General features: G+C 73.1%; 18 protein-coding genes and 1 pseudogene. 11 read left to right on the top strand and 8 right to left on the bottom strand.

Annotated features, from left to right (window positions below; all coding sequences use genetic code 11):
* The 4 genes from AMK21_RS37225 to AMK21_RS29020 all read left to right on the top strand — a co-directional run bounded on the left by AMK21_RS37225 (window position 1) and on the right by AMK21_RS29020 (window position 2,078).
* A complete protein-coding gene (locus tag AMK21_RS37225) occupies window positions 1–87 on the top strand; it encodes a putative leader peptide (RefSeq protein ID WP_311307652.1) in 87 nt (28 codons plus the stop codon).
* A gap of 74 nt (window positions 88–161) precedes the next feature.
* Window positions 162–806, top strand: coding sequence for a cysteine dioxygenase (locus AMK21_RS29030; RefSeq protein ID WP_073882145.1), 645 nt, complete (start codon window positions 162–164; stop codon window positions 804–806).
* Window positions 803–1,225 carry a rhodanese-like domain-containing protein gene (locus tag AMK21_RS29025; RefSeq protein ID WP_073882144.1) on the top strand — a complete coding sequence of 141 codons (423 nt, stop codon included), beginning with the start codon at window positions 803–805 and terminating at the stop codon, window positions 1,223–1,225. The genes AMK21_RS29030 and AMK21_RS29025 overlap by 4 nt, the downstream gene beginning before the upstream one ends.
* Before the next feature lie 175 nt (window positions 1,226–1,400).
* Window positions 1,401–2,078, top strand: coding sequence for a DUF6197 family protein (locus AMK21_RS29020; RefSeq protein WP_073882143.1), 678 nt, complete (start codon window positions 1,401–1,403; stop codon window positions 2,076–2,078).
* 85 nt (window positions 2,079–2,163) lie between these two features.
* On the opposite strand, the gene recX is transcribed toward AMK21_RS29020, so the two are convergent.
* The 3 genes from recX to AMK21_RS29005 all read right to left on the bottom strand — a co-directional run bounded on the left by recX (window position 2,164) and on the right by AMK21_RS29005 (window position 4,946).
* The gene (recX, locus tag AMK21_RS29015) at window positions 2,164–2,934 is read right to left on the bottom strand and encodes a recombination regulator RecX (RefSeq protein ID WP_073882142.1); all 771 of its coding nucleotides are present in this window, start codon (window positions 2,932–2,934) and stop codon (window positions 2,164–2,166) included.
* Window positions 2,935–2,937: 3 nt separating this feature from the next.
* Complete coding sequence (gene recA, locus AMK21_RS29010) at window positions 2,938–4,071, bottom strand: recombinase RecA (protein ID WP_073882141.1); 1,134 nt, start codon at window positions 4,069–4,071, stop codon at window positions 2,938–2,940.
* A gap of 227 nt (window positions 4,072–4,298) precedes the next feature.
* Window positions 4,299–4,946 carry a hypothetical protein gene (locus AMK21_RS29005; protein ID WP_234422073.1) on the bottom strand — a complete coding sequence of 216 codons (648 nt, stop codon included), beginning with the start codon at window positions 4,944–4,946 and terminating at the stop codon, window positions 4,299–4,301.
* 323 nt (window positions 4,947–5,269) lie between these two features.
* Between AMK21_RS29005 and AMK21_RS29000 the strand changes: the two genes are divergently transcribed.
* The 5 genes and pseudogenes from AMK21_RS29000 to AMK21_RS28980 all read left to right on the top strand — a co-directional run bounded on the left by AMK21_RS29000 (window position 5,270) and on the right by AMK21_RS28980 (window position 11,498).
* Entirely contained in the window at window positions 5,270–6,859 is a 1,590-nt protein-coding gene (locus AMK21_RS29000; RefSeq protein ID WP_073882140.1) for a S8 family peptidase, read from the top strand.
* A 282-nt stretch (window positions 6,860–7,141) separates the two neighbouring features.
* A complete protein-coding gene (locus AMK21_RS28995; protein WP_073882139.1) occupies window positions 7,142–10,003 on the top strand; it encodes an ATP-binding protein in 2,862 nt (953 codons plus the stop codon).
* 151 nt (window positions 10,004–10,154) lie between these two features.
* On the top strand, window positions 10,155–11,039 hold the full coding sequence (locus AMK21_RS28990) for an SDR family oxidoreductase (protein ID WP_234422072.1): 885 nt from the start codon (window positions 10,155–10,157) through the stop codon (window positions 11,037–11,039).
* Between the two features lie 26 nt (window positions 11,040–11,065).
* Window positions 11,066–11,200, top strand: a pseudogene (locus AMK21_RS28985) (cytochrome ubiquinol oxidase subunit I); the annotation flags it as partial.
* A gap of 94 nt (window positions 11,201–11,294) precedes the next feature.
* Window positions 11,295–11,498, top strand: a complete 204-nt coding sequence (locus tag AMK21_RS28980; protein WP_234422078.1) for a hypothetical protein — start codon at window positions 11,295–11,297, stop codon at window positions 11,496–11,498.
* Between the two features lies 1 nt (window position 11,499).
* Here AMK21_RS28980 and AMK21_RS28975 read toward each other — a convergent pair whose 3' ends face one another.
* On the bottom strand, window positions 11,500–12,645 hold the full coding sequence (locus AMK21_RS28975) for an AI-2E family transporter (protein WP_073882137.1): 1,146 nt from the start codon (window positions 12,643–12,645) through the stop codon (window positions 11,500–11,502).
* A 186-nt stretch (window positions 12,646–12,831) separates the two neighbouring features.
* Window positions 12,832–13,026, bottom strand: a complete 195-nt coding sequence (locus tag AMK21_RS28970) for a DUF3046 domain-containing protein (protein WP_073882136.1) — start codon at window positions 13,024–13,026, stop codon at window positions 12,832–12,834.
* 80 nt (window positions 13,027–13,106) lie between these two features.
* On the opposite strand from AMK21_RS28970, the gene AMK21_RS28965 reads away from it, so the two are divergent.
* Window positions 13,107–14,021 carry a hypothetical protein gene (locus AMK21_RS28965; protein ID WP_073882135.1) on the top strand — a complete coding sequence of 305 codons (915 nt, stop codon included), beginning with the start codon at window positions 13,107–13,109 and terminating at the stop codon, window positions 14,019–14,021.
* 12 nt (window positions 14,022–14,033) lie between these two features.
* Here AMK21_RS28965 and AMK21_RS28960 read toward each other — a convergent pair whose 3' ends face one another.
* The 3 genes from AMK21_RS28960 to AMK21_RS28950 all read right to left on the bottom strand — a co-directional run bounded on the left by AMK21_RS28960 (window position 14,034) and on the right by AMK21_RS28950 (window position 16,137).
* Window positions 14,034–14,339 (bottom strand): AzlD domain-containing protein, encoded by a 306-nt coding sequence (locus AMK21_RS28960; protein WP_018516352.1) that lies wholly within the window; start codon window positions 14,337–14,339, stop codon window positions 14,034–14,036.
* A complete protein-coding gene (locus AMK21_RS28955) occupies window positions 14,336–15,175 on the bottom strand; it encodes an AzlC family ABC transporter permease (RefSeq protein ID WP_073882268.1) in 840 nt (279 codons plus the stop codon). Before AMK21_RS28955 ends, AMK21_RS28960 begins: the two co-directional genes overlap by 4 nt.
* A gap of 104 nt (window positions 15,176–15,279) precedes the next feature.
* Window positions 15,280–16,137, bottom strand: a complete 858-nt coding sequence (locus AMK21_RS28950; RefSeq protein WP_073882134.1) for an AraC family transcriptional regulator — start codon at window positions 16,135–16,137, stop codon at window positions 15,280–15,282.
* Window positions 16,138–16,238: 101 nt separating this feature from the next.
* Here AMK21_RS28950 and AMK21_RS28945 point away from each other — a divergent pair, with 101 nt between their 5' ends.
* Complete coding sequence (locus tag AMK21_RS28945) at window positions 16,239–20,924, top strand: DEAD/DEAH box helicase (protein WP_073882133.1); 4,686 nt, start codon at window positions 16,239–16,241, stop codon at window positions 20,922–20,924.
* Window positions 20,925–20,964 lie beyond the last annotated feature (40 nt).

The raw sequence follows: 20,964 nt of genomic DNA, 5'->3' as shown, positions 1-20,964 counted from the left end.
ATGACCGACACCGATGTGCGCCTGTGGCGGAGGGTCCATATGGACCTCCTCCGTTACGCGGGCTGCGTGTGTCGCCCGTCCTGCTGAATCGCCTTCCTCTGCCGGTCCGTGCCGCTTTTCCGCACGGCCGGGACCTCGCGCGAACTTCCAGGACGGTCCCTGTGTCTTCCCTCTCGCCTGCCGTGCCCACGGCTGCTTCCGTACCTTCTCCCGCCACCGCGCCGGCGACCGCCGCTTCCGCTTCTCCTGGCGCCGCTGTGGCCTCCGCTCCCGCTGTCTCCGCGCGGGTCGGCTCGGCCCGTGCCGGCTCCTCCGGACCGACGGTCGCCGAGCTGCTCGACTTCGTGCGCCGCGCCGCCGAGGACGCGGCGCTCATCGCCTCCCTGCCACTCGATCCGGAGGGCCGCACCTGGGTCCGGCTCGACGGGCCCGGTGGCAGCGAGGCCTGGCTGATCGGCTGGCCGCCGGGGGCCGGGACGGGCTGGCACGACCACGCCGACTCGGTCGGCGCCTTCACCACCGCCTCCGGCACCCTCAAGGAGCACTCGCTGGCCGTACGGCTGCCCACCGACGGCTGGAAGACCCTGGAGCTGAACGAAGGGGTGGACCGGTCACGGGAGCTGGCGGCCGGTCAGGGACGGGCCTTCGGACAGAACCACGTGCACGAGGTCCTCAACGAGTCCGACAGCGTGCATGCCGTCTCCGTCCACGCGTACTACCCGCCGCTGCCGCGGATCCGCCGGTTCAGCCGCACCGGCGCGGTGCTCCGCCTGGAGCAGACCGAGCGCCCGGAGGACTGGCAGTGAGCGGCGACGGGGCGGCCGCCGAGGAGCGGGTGGGCATCGATGAGCTGCTGGAGCGGGCCCGGGCCGGTTACGACCGGATCGGCCCGCAGGAGGCGGCCGCGGCGGCGACGGACGGGGCGCTGCTGGTGGACATCCGGTACGCGGCCCTCCGGGACCGGGACGGGCTCATCCCCGGCGCGCTGGTCGTGGAGCGCAACGAGCTGGAGTGGCGACTCGATCCGCAGGGCAGCCACCGCGCCGCCGAAGCGGTGAGCCACGAGCTCCCGGTGGTCGTCATCTGCAACGAGGGCTACGCGTCGAGCCTCGCGGTGGCGTCGCTGCGGCAACTCGGGCTGCACCGGACCACCGATCTGATCGGAGGCTTCCAGGCATGGCGCGAGGCGGGCCTCCCCGTCACTCCGGGCGCCGCCGGCGGCTGATGCCGAGCTGGTGAGGGAGGGGGCGGCCACGGGCGTGACGTGGCCGCCCCCCTCCCTCACTCGTGTCTGATCTCCGGGCGGGGCACACCCGAACGCCACACTCCGGTGGAGCCATCGCCGTGCGCGACCGACATTCGCTTCACACAGAGGCGAAATGTACGGAGATGACACACTTATGGCGATCCCTGTTCTCACACCCGACCAGTTGGACGCCCAGGCGTCCCAGCTGCACGACACACAGGCATGGCAGAGCATCGTCTCGGGGTGGGAGCTCACCGCCCCCGAACCCGGGCCGCGCCCGGCGGAGCGTACGGAACCGGCCCGCGCTCAGCCCCCGGCATCCGCGCCGGCACCGGCACCGGCACCGGGCCGACGGCCTTCCGACTGGCGGAGTCTGCTCTCCGTCCCCGTGGACCGGCTCATCGACGACGCACTGCGGACGCTGCCGGCGGCGCCTCCGCCCGAGCGCCCGCTCCCCGGCCGGCTGGGGGCGGTCCTGCCCGATCGTGTCCACGCCTGGCGGCGGGTCGGCCAGGGAGATCTGAGGCCCTCCGTCCACCTCGGCTACGCACGGCAGATCCTGGCCGAGTGGGGCTGGCAGAACACCCCGTACCGGCTGCGCAACGCCCGTGGAGCCCGCTGTGTCTGTGGCGCGCTCCTCACCGCGCACCGGCTCGGCTACGGCTCCCCCACCACCGTGGACCGGGCCGGCGCCTGGCTGATCACCGAGCTCCGCTCCCAGGGATGGCCCGGGCTGATCGGCCCGTGGAACCGCGCGCCGGGCCGCACCGCCGCGGAGGCCCTGGCCCTCGTCGACGCGGCCGCCCGCCGAGCGGCCGCAGCCGGACACTGACCGGCCGACGGCCCCTGCCCCCGCCCCCCGCCCCCGCTCGCCTCGGAACGGCCGCTCCTCTCAGGAGGTCTCTCAGGGAGTCCTCTCAGAAAGGCTCGTCCAGCCCTTCCGTGTCCTCGCCCTCCTCCTCCAGCGCCTGGCGCACCACCCGCAGGGCCATGCCCTCCCCGTATCCCTTGCGGGCGAGCATGCCCGCGAGGCGGCGCAGCCGCTTGTCGCGGTCCAGGCCGCGGGTGGAACGGAGCTTGCGGGCCACCAGCTCCCGCGCCGTCTCCTCCTCCTGATCGGCGTCGAGCCGGCCGACCGCCTCGTCGATCACGGAGGAGTCGACGCCCTTGGTGCGCAGCTCGCGGACGAGGGCGCGGCGGGCGAGCCCCCGACCGTGGTGCCGGGACTCCACCCATGCCCCGGCGAAGGCCGCGTCGTCGATCAACCCGACGTCCTCGAAGCGCGCGAGGACTTCCTCGGCGGCCTCGTCCGGGATCTCCCGCTTGCGCAGGGCATCCGCGAGCTGCTTGCGCGTTCTCGGCGTCCCGGTGAGCAGGCGCAGACAAATGTTGCGCGCCTGCTCGACCGGGTCGCGCGGCTCCCCCTTGTCCCGCTGATCACGCGGCTCCCCCCGCTCGGCCCTCGACGAGGAAGGGGAGCCGCTGCTCCTGGTGCCGGAGCGGGCACGCCGGCCCGCGCCTTCGCCGAACCCGGCGTCCGCGTCCGCTCCCCCGCGTGAGCGGCGCCCGGACCGCGCCCCGCGGTCGGTCCCCGGCTCGTAGGCGGACCCGTCCGTGGGTCCGCCGGCGAATTCGGGGCCGTCTCCGGGCTCGGCGGGGCCTCCCGGCCACTCCGTACGACGTGTCACGGCCTAGCTCTTGGCCGCCGCGGTCTTGGCCGGCTTCGCCTTGGTGGCCGCGGCAGCGGTCATCGGCTTCGCCGCACCGTCGGCCGTCGCTCCCGCGGTCGCCGCTCCTTCCGTACCCGGCTCGGCGGACTCGGCATCCGGCCGGACACCGACGCCGAGCTTCTCGAGGATCTTCTTCTCGATCTCGTCGGCGAGGTCGGGGTTGTCCTTGAGGAAGTTGCGGGCGTTCTCCTTGCCCTGGCCGAGCTGGTCGCCCTCGTACGTGTACCAGGCGCCGGCCTTGCGGACGAAGCCGTGCTCCACGCCCATGTCGATCAGGCCGCCCTCACGGCTGATGCCCTGGCCGTAGAGGATGTCGAACTCGGCCTGCTTGAACGGCGGGGCGACCTTGTTCTTGACGACCTTGACGCGGGTCCGGTTGCCGACCGCGTCGGTGCCGTCCTTCAGCGTCTCGATCCGGCGGATGTCCAGGCGCACCGAGGCGTAGAACTTCAGCGCCCGGCCACCGGTCGTGGTCTCCGGCGAACCGAACATCACACCGATCTTCTCGCGCAGCTGGTTGATGAAGATCGCTGTGGTCTTGGACTGGTTGAGCGCGCTGGTGATCTTGCGGAGGGCCTGGCTCATCAGACGGGCCTGCAGACCCACGTGCGAGTCACCCATTTCGCCCTCGATCTCCGCACGGGGCACCAGGGCCGCGACGGAGTCGATCACGATCAGGTCCAGGGCGCCGGAACGGACCAGCATGTCGACGATCTCGAGCGCCTGCTCACCGTTGTCCGGCTGGGACAGGATCAGGTTGTCGATGTCGACGCCGAGCTTCTTGGCGTATTCCGGGTCCAGCGCGTGCTCGGCGTCGATGAACGCCACCGAACCGCCGAGCTTCTGCGCGTTCGCCACGGCGTGCAGCGTCAACGTCGTCTTACCGGAGGACTCCGGCCCGTACACCTCCACCACACGGCCACGCGGCAGACCGCCGACGCCGAGCGCGACGTCGAGGGCGGTCGATCCCGTCGGGATGACCTCGATGGGCTCGTTCGGCCGCTCACCGAGACGCATCACCGCGCCCTTGCCGAACTGTCGTTCAATCTGTGCGAGTGCGGCGTCCAGCGCCTTCTCGCGGTCGGTTCCTGCCATGGGTTCCACCCGATTTGCTTGAGTCGATCGCTTCACGTCAAAGACGCTAACCCCTGCCACTGACAATGGGCCTCGACGTCCTCCCGGCCTGTGGACAACTCCACGGTCGGGCCCGGAAAAACCCGGCCGAAATCCATGAGAATGGATGTTCGATTTTGGTGTCAAGCGCACCACGCGGGCCCCGGCAGGCCGGGATACGCCTCGCTGTCCCCGGGCAGCGTCAGTGATCATCCCCGGGCGGCCTCGGTGATCGCCGCCGCCGACAGCTCGGCCCGCGTCTCCTCGTAGGGGAGGTAGATGCCGAGCTCGTCCTCCAGGAGCCGCAGGAACGCCACGTCGCCCGCCCCGGGGCCATGGTGGACGAAGCCGAGCGCGGCCTCAGCCGGGACACCGTCCCTCAGGTGGGGCAGGCCCGGCTCGAAGCACGTCATGGCCTTGCCGTGGAGGCCGTAGTCGACACGGCTGAAGCCTTTCGCGTTGCGATGCACGGCGAACGCCCGGCCCCCGCTCGGACAGCGCCGCGATGTAGGTGCCCGTATGGCAGCTGAACTCCTCCAGCGCGTACGCCCAGCCCGCCACCGAGTCCGCTCGATGCTCTCCGGCGGAGCGGGCAGGAAGCCCGCGCTCGTCAGCCGGGCCACCTCCGCCTCATCCTCCCAGTCCAGGTAGTCGAGGTCGCTGAGGTGGTCGCCTTCGTCCCTGACCAGCAGTTCGTACGCCGCGGAGCGGGTCAGCGGGACGACGTGCCGTTCCTCGGCACCCACGCTGCGCAGCGGTTCCTCCGGTGAGAGCCCCTCGCCGAGCGTGAAGGTGAAGCTGATGTCGTAGGCGCCCGCTATCCAGCGCAGCCCGTTCTCCCCAGATCCCCGGTTCATGAATTTCCCTGCCCGGCGGCTCGTCACGATGGCGTTCTCGCGAGCAGAACCTATCGCCACGCCGGGCCCGGGCGGCCGGAACGGTTGGGTACACCTACGCATTGTTCGACCTGCCCCCATGGATCGATTCTTCCTGAGGCGGCGGTGGCTCCGCCCCTCGTGCATCTGCCGGCCCCCCAAGTTCGGCATCCGCCGTACGAGGCCGACGTCGCATCGTCCGGAGCCTCCGCCGTGCCCCTTCCTTCGCCCGTGCCCGGTATTCGCCGTGCGCGGGCCCAGCCCGGGCCGGAGCCGGTCCGGGCCAACCCCTCAGGAGGAATCGCATGGTGTCTCAAGCTGCGGTGTGGCGTGTCGCCGCTGCCGCGTGTGCCGTCGGCGCACTGATCGCCGGCGCCGGAACGGCCGGGGCGGCACCCACACCCCCGCCCTCCGAAGGCCGCATCCTGGGCGCCGACCGGGCCGGGGCGGTGAAGGGCTCGTACATCGTCACGTTCAAGGCCTCGGTGGCGCGGGCCGACGTGGACAGGACGGCGAGATCCCTCGCCGGACGGCACGGCGGAAGGATCGGCCACACCTACACCGCCGCCCTGCGCGGCTTCTCCGTGAAGGTGGACGAGGCGCAGGCCCGGCGGCTGGCCGCCGACCCCTCCGTCGCCCGGGTGGAGGCCGACGGAGTCGCGTACGCCCTGGGCACCCAGAGCGACCCGACCTGGGGCCTGGACCGCATCGACCAGCGTGACCTGCCGGGTGACCGGAAGTTCACGTACCCCGACACCGCCTCCAACGTGACGGCCTATGTCCTCGACACCGGGATACGCACCTCGCACCAGGAGTTCGGCGGCCGGGCGGTCAGCGGCTACGACTTCATAGACAACGACTCCGTCGCCCAGGACTGCAACGGCCACGGCACCCATGTGGCGGGCACGGTCGGCGGCGCGGCGTACGGCGTCGCCAAAGCGGTGAAGCTGGTGGGCGTACGGGTCCTCAACTGCCAGGGCTCCTCCGGCTCCACCTGGGCGCCGGTGCTGGCCGGCATCGACTGGGTGACGAAGAACGCGGTCAAGCCGGCGGTCGCCAACATGAGCATCGGCGGCGGGCGGACCGCATCGGTCGACGACGCACTGGCCAAGTCGATCGCCTCCGGCGTCACCTACGTCGTCGCCGCGGGCAACGACGGCGCCAACGCCTGCAACACCTCCCCGGCGGCCGTGCCGAGCGCGGTGACGGTCGGCGCCACCGACAGCCGCGACGCCCGGTCGATCTGGCCGAGCGGCAAGTCCTCCAACCACGGCACCTGCCTGGACCTGTTCGGCCCCGGCTCCGACATCGTCTCCGCCTCCCACCTCAACGACACCGGCTCCCGCTCCGACGGCGGCACCTCCATGGCCTCCCCGCACGTGGCGGGCGCGGCGGCCCTCATCCTCTCCGCCAACCCGTCCTGGACGCCCGAGCAGGTCCACGACCGGCTGATCGCCGACGCCACCCCGAACAAGGTCACCGACGCGAAGACCGGTTCGCCCAACCGCCTGCTGTACGTCCCGAACGACGGCACCACGCCTCCGCCCACCGGCAAGACCTTCGAGAACACCACCGCCTACCCGATCCGCGACAACGCGACCGTCGAGTCCCCGGTCACCGTGAGCGGTATCGCGGGCAACGCACCCGCGACGCTCTCCGTCGCGGTCGACATCCGCCACACCTTCCGCGGTGACCTGCGGGTCGACCTCGTCGCCCCCGACGGCGGTGTCTTCCGACTCAAGGACTACAACGCCAACGACAGCGCCGACGACGTCCGCGGGAACTTCACCGTGAACGCCGCCTCCAAGCCCGCCGCCGGGACCTGGAAGCTGCGGGTGAGCGACAACTGGGTCAACGACACCGGCACGCTGAACTCCTGGTCGCTGAGGTTCTGACCGCCCGGCGTCGGTATCACCCCCACCGAACTGCCGGTGATCCACGGTCCCGAACCCTGGTGGATCCCGGCGCACCCGGCCGTGAGACCTCTCCGCGAACCTCACGGCCGGACGGGGAGTGACGTCTGCGGCGCCCGCACACGCGCCGCGGGCGTCGCTCCCCTTTTCACCACCCTCGCGAAGGGCCATCATGCGCGGAGAACCATCACGAGGCCGCCGGGCGGCCGGGGCGAATCCGCCCGCCCGTCATGCCCATGCTGCCCACGGGTGCGGAAGGAAGCCGTGAACGCCGACCCGACGATCCCTCTCCACGCGGCCCTGACCGGGCGTTCCGCGCTCCTGGACGACCTTCGCCCGGTGCTCGGCCGTCGGCCCTCCGTCGTGGTGATCACCGGTGAGGCGGGGGTGGGTAAGAGCCGACTGGTCCGCGAACTACTCGCGCGGACACGGTCGTCGGACACCCCCACCCTGGCCGTCCGCTGTCAGGAGTCGGACGCCCCCTTCCCGTACGCACCGCTCATCGAGGCGCTGAGCCGCTGCCGGCCCCGTCCGGAAGAGCTGTCACCGGTGACCGGGGCACTGCGCGGGCTGCTGCCCGAGGTCGCAGACCTCCTGCCGCCCGTACCGCCCCCCGCGGACGATCCGCGCGCCGGAGCGCACCGCGTCCTGCGGGCCCTGTGCGCGTTGACCGCGTCCCTGGGGAGGGTGGTTCTGGCCGTGCAGGACCTCCAGTGGGCCGACGAAGGCACGATCGCCTTTCTCCGTGCGGTCGTCTCCGACCCGCCGCCGGACCTGGGACTCGTGCTCACCGCACGCAGCGACACCCTTCCCCACACCGACGCGGAGGGAGGTGGCGGGCTCCCCTTCCCGCTGCGCCCACCGGCCCATGCGGTGGTGGTCGAACGGCACCTCGCACCGCTCTCGGTGGCGGAGACGGGCGCGATGGCCGCCGGGCTGCTCGGCGCGCGGGCGGTGCCCGAGGAGTTCGCCGACCGTCTGCACCGGTGGACCGGCGGCCTCCCCCACGTGATCGAAGAGGTGCTGCGGGAGTGGTCCGACGCCACGGCGTGCCCTGCCCGGACGACCGGGCAGCCGGAACCTCCCCTGCCCGCGTCCGTACGCCGTCCGCTGGTGGAGCGGCTGCGTCGCCTTCCTTCGGACGCGCGGCGGGTGGTCGCCGCGGCAGCGGTTCTCGGTGACCCCGCGCCCGTACACCTACTGGGGGCGGTCGCGGGGCTGGACGAGCAGGAGACCCGCCGTGCGCTCGCCGCGGCTTTGAAAGAAGGCGTCGTACGGGCTGGGGACGGCACCTACGCCTTCCCTTACGAACTGGCGCGCAGAGCCGCGTACGAGGCGGTCGCCGAACCGGAGCGGCCCGTACTGCACCTGCGCGCGGCCCGCGCCCTCGCGCGGCACGGCGGCCCCCTCCCTCTGGTGCGGGTCGCCGAGCACTACCGGTGCGCCGGCCTCCGCACCCAGGCGGTGCGATGTCTGGAGGCGGCCGCGGACCGCGCCGCCCGGGGCGGGGACGCCGGTACGGCCACGGACCGCTATCTCGACGCCCTGCATGGGGGACCCTCCGCCGTTGTCCGCGACCGGGTCGCGCTGAAGCTGGCCCGCGTCGCGCTGAACGCCCGCACCGGCCCACAGGTGCCCGCCGCCCTGCGCAACGTGCTCGGCCAGTGCTCCCTCGGCCCCGGGCCGAGCGGCGAGATCCGGCTGCTTTTGGGGCTGTTGCTGCGCAACCAGTCGGGTTCCGGTCTTGAGGCACTGGAGGAGATAGCGCGTGCCGTTCCCGATCTTCTCGCCGTGTCGACGGGACAGGCCGCACGGGCGCTGGCGATCATCGCGATCCCCTCCCTCAAAGGGTGGCCGGTCGGTGAGCACCGGCGGCTGCTGGCCGAGGCGGAGCGGCTGCTGCCCCAGGTCGACGAGCAGGACCTGCGCTCGGCCGTGCTGGCCAACCGCGCCACCGCCCTGGCCCTGATGGGCGACCCGTCGGCGTGGGACGCGGTGGCCGATCTGCCCGAGGCCCTCACCGTCGAGGCGGCGGCGAGGGTGCACGCCAATCTGGCGGGCGCCGCGACCGCCCTCGGCCATCCGGAACGCGCCCGCGCCTTCCAGGCCCGGGCGTGGCAGGCCGTCCGGACGAACCACGCCCCGTACCTCGAAGCGTTCGTCGAGACCACGGACATGCTCGCCGCCTTCACGAGCGGCCGGTGGGCGGGGCTGCTGGAGCGGGCCGAACGCGCCGAGGAGCAGTACCAGGACGTGCCCGACTTCCACGCGGAGACCCTACTGGTCTGCGGGCTGCTGCGCCTGCACACCAAGGGGCAGACCGATGTGGCGCGTCGCCTCCTGGAGCGGGCCGTCCGCACGACCGCGCTGGACACCGGCATCGTGCTGACCTCCGCCGCGGCCGCCGTGGTGCGGGTCCATCTGGCCGCCGACCGCCCCGCGCAGGCCGTCCAGGCGGTGGAGGGGGTGCTGCACCACCTCCGCCGTACCGGTGCGTGGGTGTGGGCGACGGCCCTCGCACCGCCGGCCGTCCAGGCGCTGATCCGGGACGGGCGGGACGGGGAGGCCCACCACCTCGCCACGGAGCTGGCCGACGGCATCGCCCGCCGGGACGCGCCGGCCGCCCGGGCCGCCCTGCTGACCTGCCGGGCGCTGCTCACCGCGACGACCGGCCCGCAGACCGGGGCCGGCGGGTCCGACGCCCTGTACGCGGCCGCCGCGGACGCCTGGGCGGCTCTGGAACGGCCCTATGAGGCCGCGTACGTCAGGGAGGCATGGGGGCTGCGGCTACTGGCCGCCGGTGCTCGGGGCGGGCGCGCGGTGCTGCACGAGGCCATCGCGGCTTACCAGGACATCGACGCCGTATGGGATGTGCTGCGCTGTCAGCGCGGGCTGCGGGAACACGGCCAGGTCACCGTCCGCAGGCCCGGCGCCCTGGGGTACGGCGACCATCTCTCGCCCCGGGAGCGGGCGGTGGCCCGGCTGGTCTCGCTCGGCCTCTCGAACCGCGAGATCGCACGCGAGCTGGTCCTCTCGCACCGGACGGTGGAGCACCACGTGGCGCGTGCCCTGCGGAAGCTGGGGGTGTCGTCCCGTACCCAGATCGGCTCGCAGCTCGGGCCCTGAGGAAACAGGTGCCCTAAATTAGGGCGATATGGGACCCTCTTCGACACCGGAAACGCCGGACAGTTCCCCTGTACCGGACAGCTCCCCCACGTCCGACAGCTCCCCTGCACCGGACAGCGCAGCTGTTACGGACTCCGATCTCGCCGGACGGGTGGCGCTCGTCGCCGGAGGCACCCGCGGAGCGGGCCGCGGGATCGCCGTACAGCTCGGCGCCGCCGGGGCGACCGTCTACGTCACCGGGCGTACGAGCGGCTCCGAGCGCTCCGAGATGGACCGGCCCGAGACGATCGAGGAGACCGCGGCCCTGGTCGACGCGGCGGGCGGCCGTGGGATCGCCGTCCAGGTCGACCATCTGGTCCCCGACCAGGTCAGCGCGCTCGTCGCCCGCGTCTCCGGCGAGCAGGGAGCCCTGCACATCCTGGTGAACGACATCTGGGGCGCCGAGATCGAGTGGAACAAGTCGGTCTGGGAGTCCTCCCTCGACACCGGCCTGCACACCCTGCGACTGGCGGTCGACACGCACGCCATCACCAGTCACTTCGCGCTGCCGCTGCTGATCGAGACCCCGGGCGGCCTGGTCGTCGAGATGACCGACGGGACGGACGAGTACAACACGGACAACTACCGCGTCTCCTTCTTCTACGACCTCGCGAAGGCCGCCGTGAACCGGATGGCCTTCGCGCTGGCCCATGAGCTCGCACCGCACGGTGCGACCGCCGTGGCGCTCACCCCCGGCTGGCTGCGCTCCGAGGCGATGCTCCAGGCCCATGGCGTCACCGAGGCCACCTGGCGCGACGCGATCGCGCACGCGCCGCACTTCGCGATCTCCGAGTCCCCCGCCTATGTGGGCCGGGCCGTCGCCGCCCTCGCCCGCGACCCGGACGTGGCTCGCTGGAACGGCCGGTCACTCTCCAGCGGACAGCTCGCCCAGGTGTACGGCTTCACCGACACCGACGGAAGCCGGCCCGACGCCTGGCGGTATCTGACCGAGGTACAGGACCGGGGGCTGCCCGCCGATGTCACGGGCTACCGCTGACCGCCGTACCGCTGCCCTACCTGGCGATGATCAGCGGCTGGGTCTTCCGGGAGGCCGGCCGCCAGCCCTGGGTGGTGTACGGGCTGCTGAAGATCGAGGACGCCGTCTCCGGCCACTCCCCCGGAACCATGCTCGCCTCACTGATCACCTTCACCGTGCTCTTCGCGGCGCTGGCCGTCCTCAACGGATGGCTGCTCCTGCGACACGCGCGTCCCGGGCCGGTGGAGACGGGGCTCGGCCACGACGAGCGGGCCCGTGCGGAACCCGTCGCCGCAGGTCCGCCGCCCTTCGCCCCCCGCTACGGGCCCGGCACTCCATCCGGCGGCGCGCGCCGCGGACCGGGCGACGCTCACCCTGCTCCTCCCCGTCCTGCTCGCGTTCTGCCCGCTGCTGGTCGCCGCCCAGGCGTGGACCTGGCACACCTTCCGGCACCGGGTGACGCACCCCTCGTACCTCTGACTCAGGTCTGTCCGGCCGCCCCGCCGCCCGGCCTGCCGGGTCCGCCCAGCGCCCGGCGTATCCGGGAGAGGACAGGTTCCCCGCGCCTCGGTGGGGGGGCGCCGTGCACCCGGGGGTCGTCGGTGACGTCGTACCGCTTCACATAGGCCCCCAGGAACGCCTGGAGCGTGGCGACGGCGGGGATGGCGATCAGCGCGCCGACGGCTCCCAGCAGGGCCGTCCCCGCGACCACCGAACCGAACGCGACCGCCGGGTGGATGTCGACGGTCTTGGCGGTCAGCTTGGGCTGGAGGACGTAGTTCTCGAACTGCTGATAGACCACGACGAATCCCAGCACCCACAGCGCGTACCAGGGGTTGACCGTGAAGGCGATCAGCATCGGCAGGGCGCCCGCCAGATACGTACCGATGGTGGGGATGAACTGCGAGACGAGCCCCACCCAGACCGCGAGCGCCGGAGCGTAGGGCACGCCGAGGACGACCAGCAGGATGTAGTGCGCGACGCCGGAGATCAGTGCCATCAGGCCGCGCGAGTAGAGGTAACCGCCGGTCTTGTCGACCGCGATCTCCCAGGCGCGCAGCACCTCGGTCTGCCGGGCCGGCGGCAGTACGGAGCAGAGCGCGCGGCGCAGCCGGGGGCCGTCGGCCGCGAAGTAGAACGAGAACAGGAAGATCGTCAGCAGCCGGAACAGCCCGCCGAGGACCGTGGTGGAGACGTCGAGCACCCCCGTGGCGCTGTTCTGGACGTACTTCTGCAGCCAGTCGGAGTGCAGAAGGCTGTCCTGGACCTGGACCCGCGAGAGCTCGGTGCGGAAGGTCTGGTTGACCCAGCTGATCACCGAGTCGATGTACTGGGGGAAGTCGTCGACCATGTCCAAGATCTGGCCGGCCAGCATCGACCCCAGGAGGACGACGAACCCGGCGCTGAAGATCATCAAGCCGATGAAGACGAGGAACGTGGCCAGGCCCCGGCGCATCCCGCGGGCCGACATCCGGCCCACCGCGGGCTCGATGGCGAGCGCGAGGAAGAAGGCGATCAGCACATTGTTCAGCAACCCGATGACCTGGTCGAACGCCCAGCTGCCGAGCTGGAGGCAGGCGTAGAGCGCCAGCGCCAGGACCATCGCGCGCGGCAGCCAGCCCGGCATGCGGGCGGGCCCCGGACCGGACGGTGGCGCGGGGGGCCCGGCGGGCGGGGCGTCGGACGGCTGGGCCAGAACGGTCTCGTCTGTCGATGACACGGGACAAGTCTCGCCTACGCCACCGACAGCCGGTCCCCCGCCCGGGGCACCGGCGCCGAGGTCAGCGCTCGGCGGCGCGGACGCCCGCGGGCATCAGCGCTTCTCCGCGGGGACGTCCATAGACGTACAGACCGCGCGCCAGACGTCCTTCGCGGCCCAGCCCGTGTCCAGCGCCTGATGCACCGTGCGTCCGCCGAGTTCGGCCATCACATGGTCACGGGCGAAGGAGTCCGCGTACACGGCACCGAAGTGGTCCGCCATCCGCTCCCAGAAAATCGTCAACCGCATGCCCTCAGTATCGCGCTCCTGAGAGTGCAGCCGGTCCGCCGGGCATGTGCCGGGGCTCTTTTCCCCTCTACCGTCGGTCCATGGCTGGAACCGGAGCACATCACCTCGTCCGAGCCGAGCACTTCATCTGGCTCACCGCCCGCGTCCTCGAACAGCGGAGGTTCGCCCACCGCTTCCTCGACGGCGACCCGAACCCGGTCGAGACGGCCCTCGCCGCCTACCGCAACGATGACGGCGGCTACGCCCACGCGCTGGAACCCGATCTTCGCGGTCCGGTCAGCCAGCCGCTGCACACCGCCCACGCACTCAGCGTCCTCGACTCCATCGGCCGCTGCGACGGCCTGCGGGTGGAGCGGATCTGCCGCTATCTGAGCGACGTGTCGACCAAAGAAGGGGCGCTTCCCGCGCTGCTCCCTTCCCAGCGTGGATATCCCGCAGCACCGTTCGTCCCCGTGGTCGACGACCCGCCGGCCGAACTGCTCGCGACCGGTCCGATCGTCGGACTGCTGCACCGCAACGAGGTGTGGCACGCCTGGCTGTTCCGGGCGACGGACTTCTGCTGGAACGCCGTCGACGCCCTGGAGCACTCGCACCCCTACGAGATCGAGGCCGCGATCGCCTTCCTGGACGGGGTGCCGGACCGGGTCCGCGCCGAGCGGGCGGCGGACCGGCTCGGCCGACTGGTGCGCGGGCAGGGGCTCGCGGTGCTCGATCCGGCCCGGCGGGGGGAGTACCCGGTGGCGCCGGGCTACGCGCCCGGCGAGCACCACTTCCCGCACGACTACGCCCGTACGCCCGGCTCACTGGCCCGCCGCTGGTTCACCGACGAGGAGCTGGAGCGCTCGCTCGACCGTCTGGCGGCCGAGCAGCAGGAGGACGGCGGCTGGCCGGTGAACTGGCGGCAATGGGCACCGGGCACCGCCCTGGAGGGGCGGCCCCTGGTGACGCTCAGGGCCCTGGAGACGTTACGGGCCTACGGCCGTCACCCGGGCTGACCGGAGCCTCGCTCACCCCAAGGCGCGGACGCCCGCCGTGACGACCACGGCCGCGCCGACGACCACCAGGAAGGGGGCGCGCAGGACCAGCGCGAGCGCTGCGGCGGCGAGGCCGGCGGCCCGGGCGTCCAGGACGAGCTGCTGCCCGTCGCCGAAGGTCTGCTGAGCGGTGAGGGCCGCCAGCAGCGCCACGGGCAGCAGGACCGCCATCCGCCGCACGAGCGGTCGCTCCAGCACCCCCGCCGGGACCAGCAGGCCCGCGTACTTGGCGAGGTAGCAGCCCGCCGCGGTCAGACCGATGGCTATCCAGACGTTCATGCGTCCCGCCCGCCCTTCTCCGTGGTCTTCCCCCGCGTCGCCGTGCCGGGTCCCCGCTTGCGCCGTCCCATCAGAAAGAGGACGACGGGGGCCGCGAGCGCGGACAGCAGGACCGGCACGCCGGCCGGCAGAACGGGCAGCAGCGTCAGGGCCAGCAGCACGGCGAGACCCGCGGTGACGCGTTCGGTGGTGCTCTTGAGCATCGGTGCGAGCAGGGCGAGGAAGACGGCCGGACTCGCCGCGTCCAGGCCCCAGGCCTCGGTGTCGCCCAGCGCCTCGGCTCCCATCGCACCCACCAGGGTGGTGAGGTTCCACAGCACGTAGAGGGTGAGCCCGGTGACGGTGAATCCCAGACGCGCGGACCGCCGGTCGGGCTGGGCCACGGTGACCGCGGTCGTCTCGTCGATCACCCAGTGGGCGGCGAAGGGGCGCAGCGCGCGCGGAAGGGCCAGCAGTTGGGAGAGCCGCAGACCGTAGAAGGCGTTGCGGACGCCCAGGAAGAACGCTCCGGCCGCCGCGGTGTACGGGTTGCCGCCGGCGGCCAGCGCACCGACCAGTGCGAACTGCGAGGCGCCGGTGAAGACGAAGAGGCTCAGGGCACAGATCTGGAGCAGGCTGAGCCCGGAGCCGGCGGCGGTGACGCCGAAGGCGAAACCGGAGAGCCCGACGGCGATGCCGACGGCGAGCGCGTCCCGGACGACGGCCGCGTCGGGCTTGTGCGGTGAGGTGCCGGTCGGTCCGCCCGGCAGGGCGCCGGGCGCCGTCGGGCCGGGCGGCCCGGCGGATGGGGCACCGATCGCGCCGGTGCTCTCTGGGGGTGCTGTCTGTTCTGCCACGCGCCGCACGTTACGGGCACGGTCAGGGCCCGGTCTTGTACGTTCTTGCGCGCTCGCACCACCTCCAGGCCACGTCCCGCACTCCTAAAGCACTTCCCGCACTCCTACGACACATCCCGCCCGCGCCGGTACACACCCCGCTCGCGCTGGTACGCGCCGGGCGGCACCCCCACGATCCGGGTGAAGTGCCGGTTGAGGTGCGGCTGGTCGGTGAAGCCGACGGCGACCGCGGCCTCGGCGGGGGCGATGCCCGCGTCGAGGAGGCGACGGGCCCGCCGCACCCGGGCGTCGGTGAGCCAGGTGTGGGGCGGCATCCCGTACTCCTTCTTGAAGGCCCTCAGCAGCGCGAACGGGCTGGTGCCCAGCTCGGCGGCGAGCGTCTCCAGGGTGGGCGGCGCGTCCATCCGCCCCTCCAGCGCGCGGCGGGCGCGCTCAGCGTCCCGCGCGCCCCCGGCCCGGGGTGTCACGCCGGGGAGCGAACTGCCGTGCCGGGTGAGCAGGCGGACCACCAGGACCCGCAGCAGACTGTCGGCCGCCAGCGCGTTGCCCTCCTCCGCGGCCCGGTGCACCTGGCTGATCAGCCGGGCCGCGTACGGGTCGGTCACCCGCGTCTCGCCGAACCCCACCGTGCCGCGCAAGGGCGTCACCTCGGCCGCGATGTCGTTGATCACCTGGGCGGAGGGGTAGAGCGTGTCGTACGTCCAGCCCTCGGGCTGTCCCGGGCGAGCGGTGTGCGGCACCTCCGGGTTGATCATCACGACGGTGCCGGGGACCGCGTGCACCAGCCCGCCCGGCAGCCCCACGTCCTCGACGCCCCGGGTGACCGCGCCGAACACGTACCCCTCGTGGCTGTGCCGGGGGAAGGTGTGGCGGACGTACCGGGCGCGCAGGAGATCGAGGTCCGGTAGCTCCGCGTACGTCCAGTGCCGTGCCCACTCCTTCGCCCGATCCGCTCCCGCCATGGCCACATTCTCGCAGTTCCGGGCGGTGCGCCGCAGGGTGAGGGGCGGCTCCGGACTGTGTCGCGGGCCCGTTGTCAGTGGCGGGGTGCACGATGGGGGACATGACCGGCTCCGCTCTCGACGCCTTCTCTCCCGCGACCCGCAGCTGGTTCGCCGGTGCCTTCAGCGCGCCCACTGCCGCGCAGGAGGGTGCCTGGCGGGCCATCGGCGAGGGCAGCGATGTGCTGGTGGTCGCGCCGACCGGCTCCGGCAAGACGCTGGCCGCGTTCCTCGCCTCGCTGGACCGGCTGGCCGCCGGTCCGCCGCCCGCCGAGGCGAAGAAGCGCTGCCGCGTGCTGTACGTGTCCCCCCTCAAAGCGCTCGCGGTCGACGTGGAGCGCAATCTGCGCTCCCCGCTGACCGGCATCCGCCAGGAGTCGGTGCGACTCGGCCTTCCGGAGCCGGAGGTGCGGGTGGGCATCCGTTCCGGTGACACCCCGCCCGCCGAGCGGCGTTCCATGGTGACCAGGCCGCCGGACATCCTGATCACCACACCCGAATCACTGTTCCTGATGCTCACGTCCTCCGCCCGGGACGCGCTGGCGGGCGTCGAGACGGTGATCCTCGACGAGGTGCACGCGGTCGCCGGTACGAAGCGCGGCGCCCATCTCGCGCTCTCCCTGGAGCGCCTGGACGAGCTGCTGCCCCGGCCCGCCCGCCGGGTCGGGCTCTCCGCGACGGTCCGGCCGGTCGATGAGGTCGCCCGGTTCCTGTCGCCGCAGCGCAAGGTGGAGATCGTCCAGCCGCCCTCCACCAAGGAGTTCGATCTCTCGGTGGTCGTCCCGGTCGAGGATCTGGGCGAGCTGGGCGGTTCGCCCGCCACCGACGGGGACGGCGCCCAGGCGGAGAAGCCCTCGATCTGGCCGCATGTCGAGGAGCGCATCGCCGACCTCGTCCAGTCGCACCGCTCCACCATCGTCTTCGCCAACTCGCGCCGGCTGGCGGAGCGCCTGTGCAACCGGCTGAACGAGATCGCGTACGAGCGGGCCACCGGCACCGCCTTCGACCCGGACAGCCCCGCTCCCGAGCTGCCGGAGGCGCACGCCCCCGCCGAGGTCATGGCCCAGTCCGGCGCGGCCCGGGGCGCCCCCGCGCTGCTGGCCCGCGCGCACCACGGCTCGGTCTCCAAGGAACAGCGGGCCCAGGTGGAGGAGGACCTGAAGGCGGGGAGGCTGCCCGCCGTGGTGGCCACCTCCAGCCTGGAGCTCGGCATCGACATGGGCGCGGTCGACCTGGTGGTCCAGGTCGAGTCCCCGCCCTCCGTCGCTTCCGGTCTCCAGCGGGTGGGCCGGGCCGGGCACCAGGTGGGCGCGGTCTCCACCGGCGTGGTCTTCCCGAAGTACCGCGGCGACCTGGTGCAGGCCGCCGTCGTCACCGAGCGGATGCGGACCGGGGCGATCGAGGCGCTGCGCATCCCGTCCAACCCGCTGGACGTGCTCGCCCAGCAGCTGGTCGCCATGGTGGCGCTCGACAGCTGGCAGGCGGACGACCTGCTCGCCTTGGTCCGCCGGGCCGCCCCGTTCGCCTCGCTCCCCGAGTCGGCGTTCACCGCCGTTCTCGACATGCTCGCCGGACGCTATCCCTCCGACGCCTTCGCGGAGCTGCGCCCCCGGGTCGTCTGGGACCGGGTCGGCGGTACGGTCACGGGCCGCCCCGGCGCGCAGCGGCTCGCCGTCACCTCGGGCGGCACCATCCCGGACCGCGGCCTCTTCGGGGTCTTCCTGGCCGGCGCGGACCCGAAGAAGGGCGGCGGCAGGGTCGGAGAGCTGGACGAGGAGATGGTCTACGAGTCCCGAGTCGGCGATGTCTTCACCCTGGGCACCACGTCCTGGCGGATCGAGGACATCACCCGCGACCGGGTCCTCGTCTCGCCGGCTCCGGGCGTTCCGGGGAGGCTGCCGTTCTGGAAGGGCGACCAGCTGGGCCGCCCCCTCGAGCTCGGCCGCGCCCTCGGGGCCTTCCTCCGCGAGATCGGCGGCCTCTCCGACGAGGACGCCCGGCTGCGGCTGCTCGCCGCCGGGCTCGACGCCTGGGCGGCGGACAACATCCTGGCCTACCTGGACGAGCAGCGCCGGGCCTGCGGCCATGTCCCGGACGACCGGACGATCCTGGTGGAGCGGTTCCGGGACGAGCTGGGCGACTGGCGGGTCGTTGTCCACTCCCCCTTCGGCGCCCAGGTGCACGCCCCCTGGGCACTCGCCCTCTCCGCCCGCCTCGGGGAGCGGTACGGGATGGACGCGCAGGTCATGCACGCCGACGACGGGATCGTGCTGCGGCTCCCCGACGCGGACATGATGGGCCTGGACCTGCTCGACTTCGACGCCCCGCCCACCGGGGACGCGGAGAGCGCCGGACCGGCGCCGGGAGCCTTCTCGTACGACAGCGAGCAGCCCCCGGTCGGCGCCACCGACGTCGTCTTCGACCAGGGCGAGGTGCAGCAGATCGTCACCGACCAGGTCGGCGGCTCCGCCCTGTTCGCCGCCCGCTTCCGGGAGTGCGCCGCCCGCGCCCTGCTGCTGCCCCGCCGCTCCCCCGGCAAGCGCACCCCGCTCTGGCAGCAGCGCCAGCGCGCCTCGCAGCTGCTCCAGGTGGCCTCCGAGTTCGGTTCGTTCCCGATCGTCCTCGAAGCCGTCCGCGAGTGCCTCCAGGACGTCTTCGACGTCCCCGGGCTCACCGAACTGATGGGTGACCTGGAGGCGCGCCGGGTCCGCCTGGTCGAGGTCACCACTCAGGAGCCCTCCCCGTTCGCCCGCTCCCTCCTCTTCGGTTACGTCGCCCAGTTCCTGTACGAGGGCGACTCACCGCTCGCCGAGCGGCGGGCCGCCGCGCTCTCCCTGGACTCCCACCTCCTGGCCGAACTGCTGGGCCAGGCGGAGCTGCGCGAGCTGCTCGACCCCGAGGTCCTCACCGAGTTGGAGCGGGAGCTCCAGTGGCTCAGCGAGGACCGCCGGATCAAGGACGTCGAAGGCGTCGCCGACCTGCTGCGTGTGCTCGGCCCCCTGACCGACGCCGAGCTGGCCGAGCGGGGCGCCGAGCCCGCCTGGGCCGCGGAGCTGGCCACGACCCGCCGGGCCATCCAGGTCCGGATCGCCGGAGCGGATCACTGGGCGGCGATCGAGGACGCGGGGAGGCTGCGGGACGCCCTGGGCACCGCACTCCCGGTCGGGGTCCCCGAGGCGTTCACCGAGCCGGTGAAGGACCCCCTCGGCGATCTCCTCGCCCGCTTCGCCCGGACGCACGGCCCGTTCACCGCCGCCCGGGCCGCCGAGCGGTTCGGCCTCGGCACGGCTGTCACGGACGGCGCGCTGCAACGGCTCGCCGCCTCCGGCCGGACCGTCCAGGGTGAGTTCCACCCGGCGGGCATCGGCCAGGAGTGGTGCGACGCCACGGTGCTGCGCCGGCTCCGCCGCCGTTCCCTGGCCGCGCTCCGCCAGGAGCTGGAGCCGGTGGAGCCCGCCGCACTCGCCTCCTTCCTCCCACAGTGGCAGCACTTCGGCTCCCACCGCCTGCGGGGCATCGACGGGCTGGCCCGCGCCGTCGAACAGCTCCAGGGAGCGCCCGTCCCCGCCTCGGCCCTGGAGAAGCTGATCCTGCCGAGCCGGGTCATGGGCTACACCCCGGCGATGCTCGACGAGCTGACGACCACGGGCGAGGTCGTCTGGGCCGGGGCGGGAGCACTGCCCGGCAAGGACGGCTGGCTCGCCCTCTATCCCGCCGACAGCGCCCCCCTCCTCCTCCCCGCGCCGCACCCGCTGGAGCTGTCGGCGCTCCACGAGTCCCTGCTCACCACCCTCTCCGGCGGGTACGGCCTCTTCTTCCGGCAGATCGCCGACCAGGTCCGGGCCACCACCCACCCGGACTGCTCCGACCAGCAGCTCGCCGACGCCCTCTGGGAGCTGGCCTGGTCGGGCAGGCTGACCAACGACACCCTCGCCCCGCTGCGCTCCCTCCTCGGCTCCGGCCGGACGGCGGGCTCCACCGCCCACCGGGCCAGACGCAACGTGCCCCGCGGGCGGTACGGATCCCTCACCGCGGCCGCCCGCCCCGCCTCCCGCACCGGCCCCCCGACGGTCTCGGGCCGCTGGTCCCTGCTGCCCCCGCGCGAGCCGGAGCCGACCCACCGCGCGCACGCCCTCGCCCGCACCCTTCTCGACCGGCACGGCGTGGTCACCCGCGGCGCGGTGCAGGCCGAAGGTGTGGAGGGCGGCTTCTCCGCGACGTACCGCATCCTGGCCGCCTTCGAGGACAGCGGCCAGGCCCGGCGGGGCTATGTGGTGGAGGGCCTCGGGGCCGCCCAGTTCGCGATGGACGGGGCGGTGGACCGGGTGCGGGCGGCCGCCGGGACCCGCGACCGCCGGGACCCGGGCACCGCGCCCCAGGCCCTGGTGCTCGCCGCGGCCGACCCGGCCAACGCGTACGGTGCCGCCCTTCCGTGGCCGGAGTCCCCGGACGGCGCCGGGCACAAGCCGGGCCGCAAGGCGGGGGCACTGGTGGTCCTCGTCGACGGCGAGCTCACGCTCTACATGGAGCGTGGCGGCAAGTCCCTGCTCGCCTGGCAATCCGACCCCGAGTCCCCAGCTCTCCTGGCGGCGGCCGAGGCTCTGGCCGCGTCCGCCCGCGCCGGTGCGCTCGGCACACTGACGGTGGAGCGGACCAACGGGGCCTCCTCCCTCACCTCGCCGCTGGGCCGGACCCTGGAGGCGGCCGGGTTCCTCGCCACCCCGAGAGGCCTGCGCCTGAGGGCTTGAGGGTCTGAGCCCAACAGGCCCGGCGGGCCCATCATGGAGG

It is taken from the genome of Streptomyces sp. CB00316 (genome assembly GCF_001905595.1).
In the GTDB taxonomy this organism is placed as follows: Bacteria; Actinomycetota; Actinomycetes; order Streptomycetales; family Streptomycetaceae; genus Streptomyces.
This window is presented reverse-complemented; position numbering and strand designations above follow the sequence as displayed.

What these genes read in the sequence shown, in the direction of transcription:
- AMK21_RS37225 (WP_311307652.1), top strand. Translation starts at nt 1, where the DNA reads ATGACCGACACCGATGTGCGCCTGTGGCGGAGGGTCCATATGGACCTC.
- AMK21_RS29020 (WP_073882143.1), top strand. Translation starts at nt 1,401, where the DNA reads ATGGCGATCCCTGTTCTCACACCCGACCAGTTGGACGCCCAGGCGTCC.
- recA (WP_073882141.1), bottom strand. Translation starts at nt 4,071, where the DNA reads ATGGCAGGAACCGACCGCGAGAAGGCGCTGGACGCCGCACTCGCACAG.
- AMK21_RS29005 (WP_234422073.1), bottom strand. Translation starts at nt 4,946, where the DNA reads ATGAACCGGGGATCTGGGGAGAACGGGCTGCGCTGGATAGCGGGCGCC.
- AMK21_RS29000 (WP_073882140.1), top strand. Translation starts at nt 5,270, where the DNA reads ATGGTGTCTCAAGCTGCGGTGTGGCGTGTCGCCGCTGCCGCGTGTGCC.
- AMK21_RS28975 (WP_073882137.1), bottom strand. Translation starts at nt 12,645, where the DNA reads ATGCCGGGCTGGCTGCCGCGCGCGATGGTCCTGGCGCTGGCGCTCTAC.
- AMK21_RS28970 (WP_073882136.1), bottom strand. Translation starts at nt 13,026, where the DNA reads ATGCGGTTGACGATTTTCTGGGAGCGGATGGCGGACCACTTCGGTGCC.
- AMK21_RS28965 (WP_073882135.1), top strand. Translation starts at nt 13,107, where the DNA reads ATGGCTGGAACCGGAGCACATCACCTCGTCCGAGCCGAGCACTTCATC.
- AMK21_RS28960 (WP_018516352.1), bottom strand. Translation starts at nt 14,339, where the DNA reads ATGAACGTCTGGATAGCCATCGGTCTGACCGCGGCGGGCTGCTACCTC.
- AMK21_RS28950 (WP_073882134.1), bottom strand. Translation starts at nt 16,137, where the DNA reads ATGGCGGGAGCGGATCGGGCGAAGGAGTGGGCACGGCACTGGACGTAC.
- AMK21_RS28945 (WP_073882133.1), top strand. Translation starts at nt 16,239, where the DNA reads ATGACCGGCTCCGCTCTCGACGCCTTCTCTCCCGCGACCCGCAGCTGG.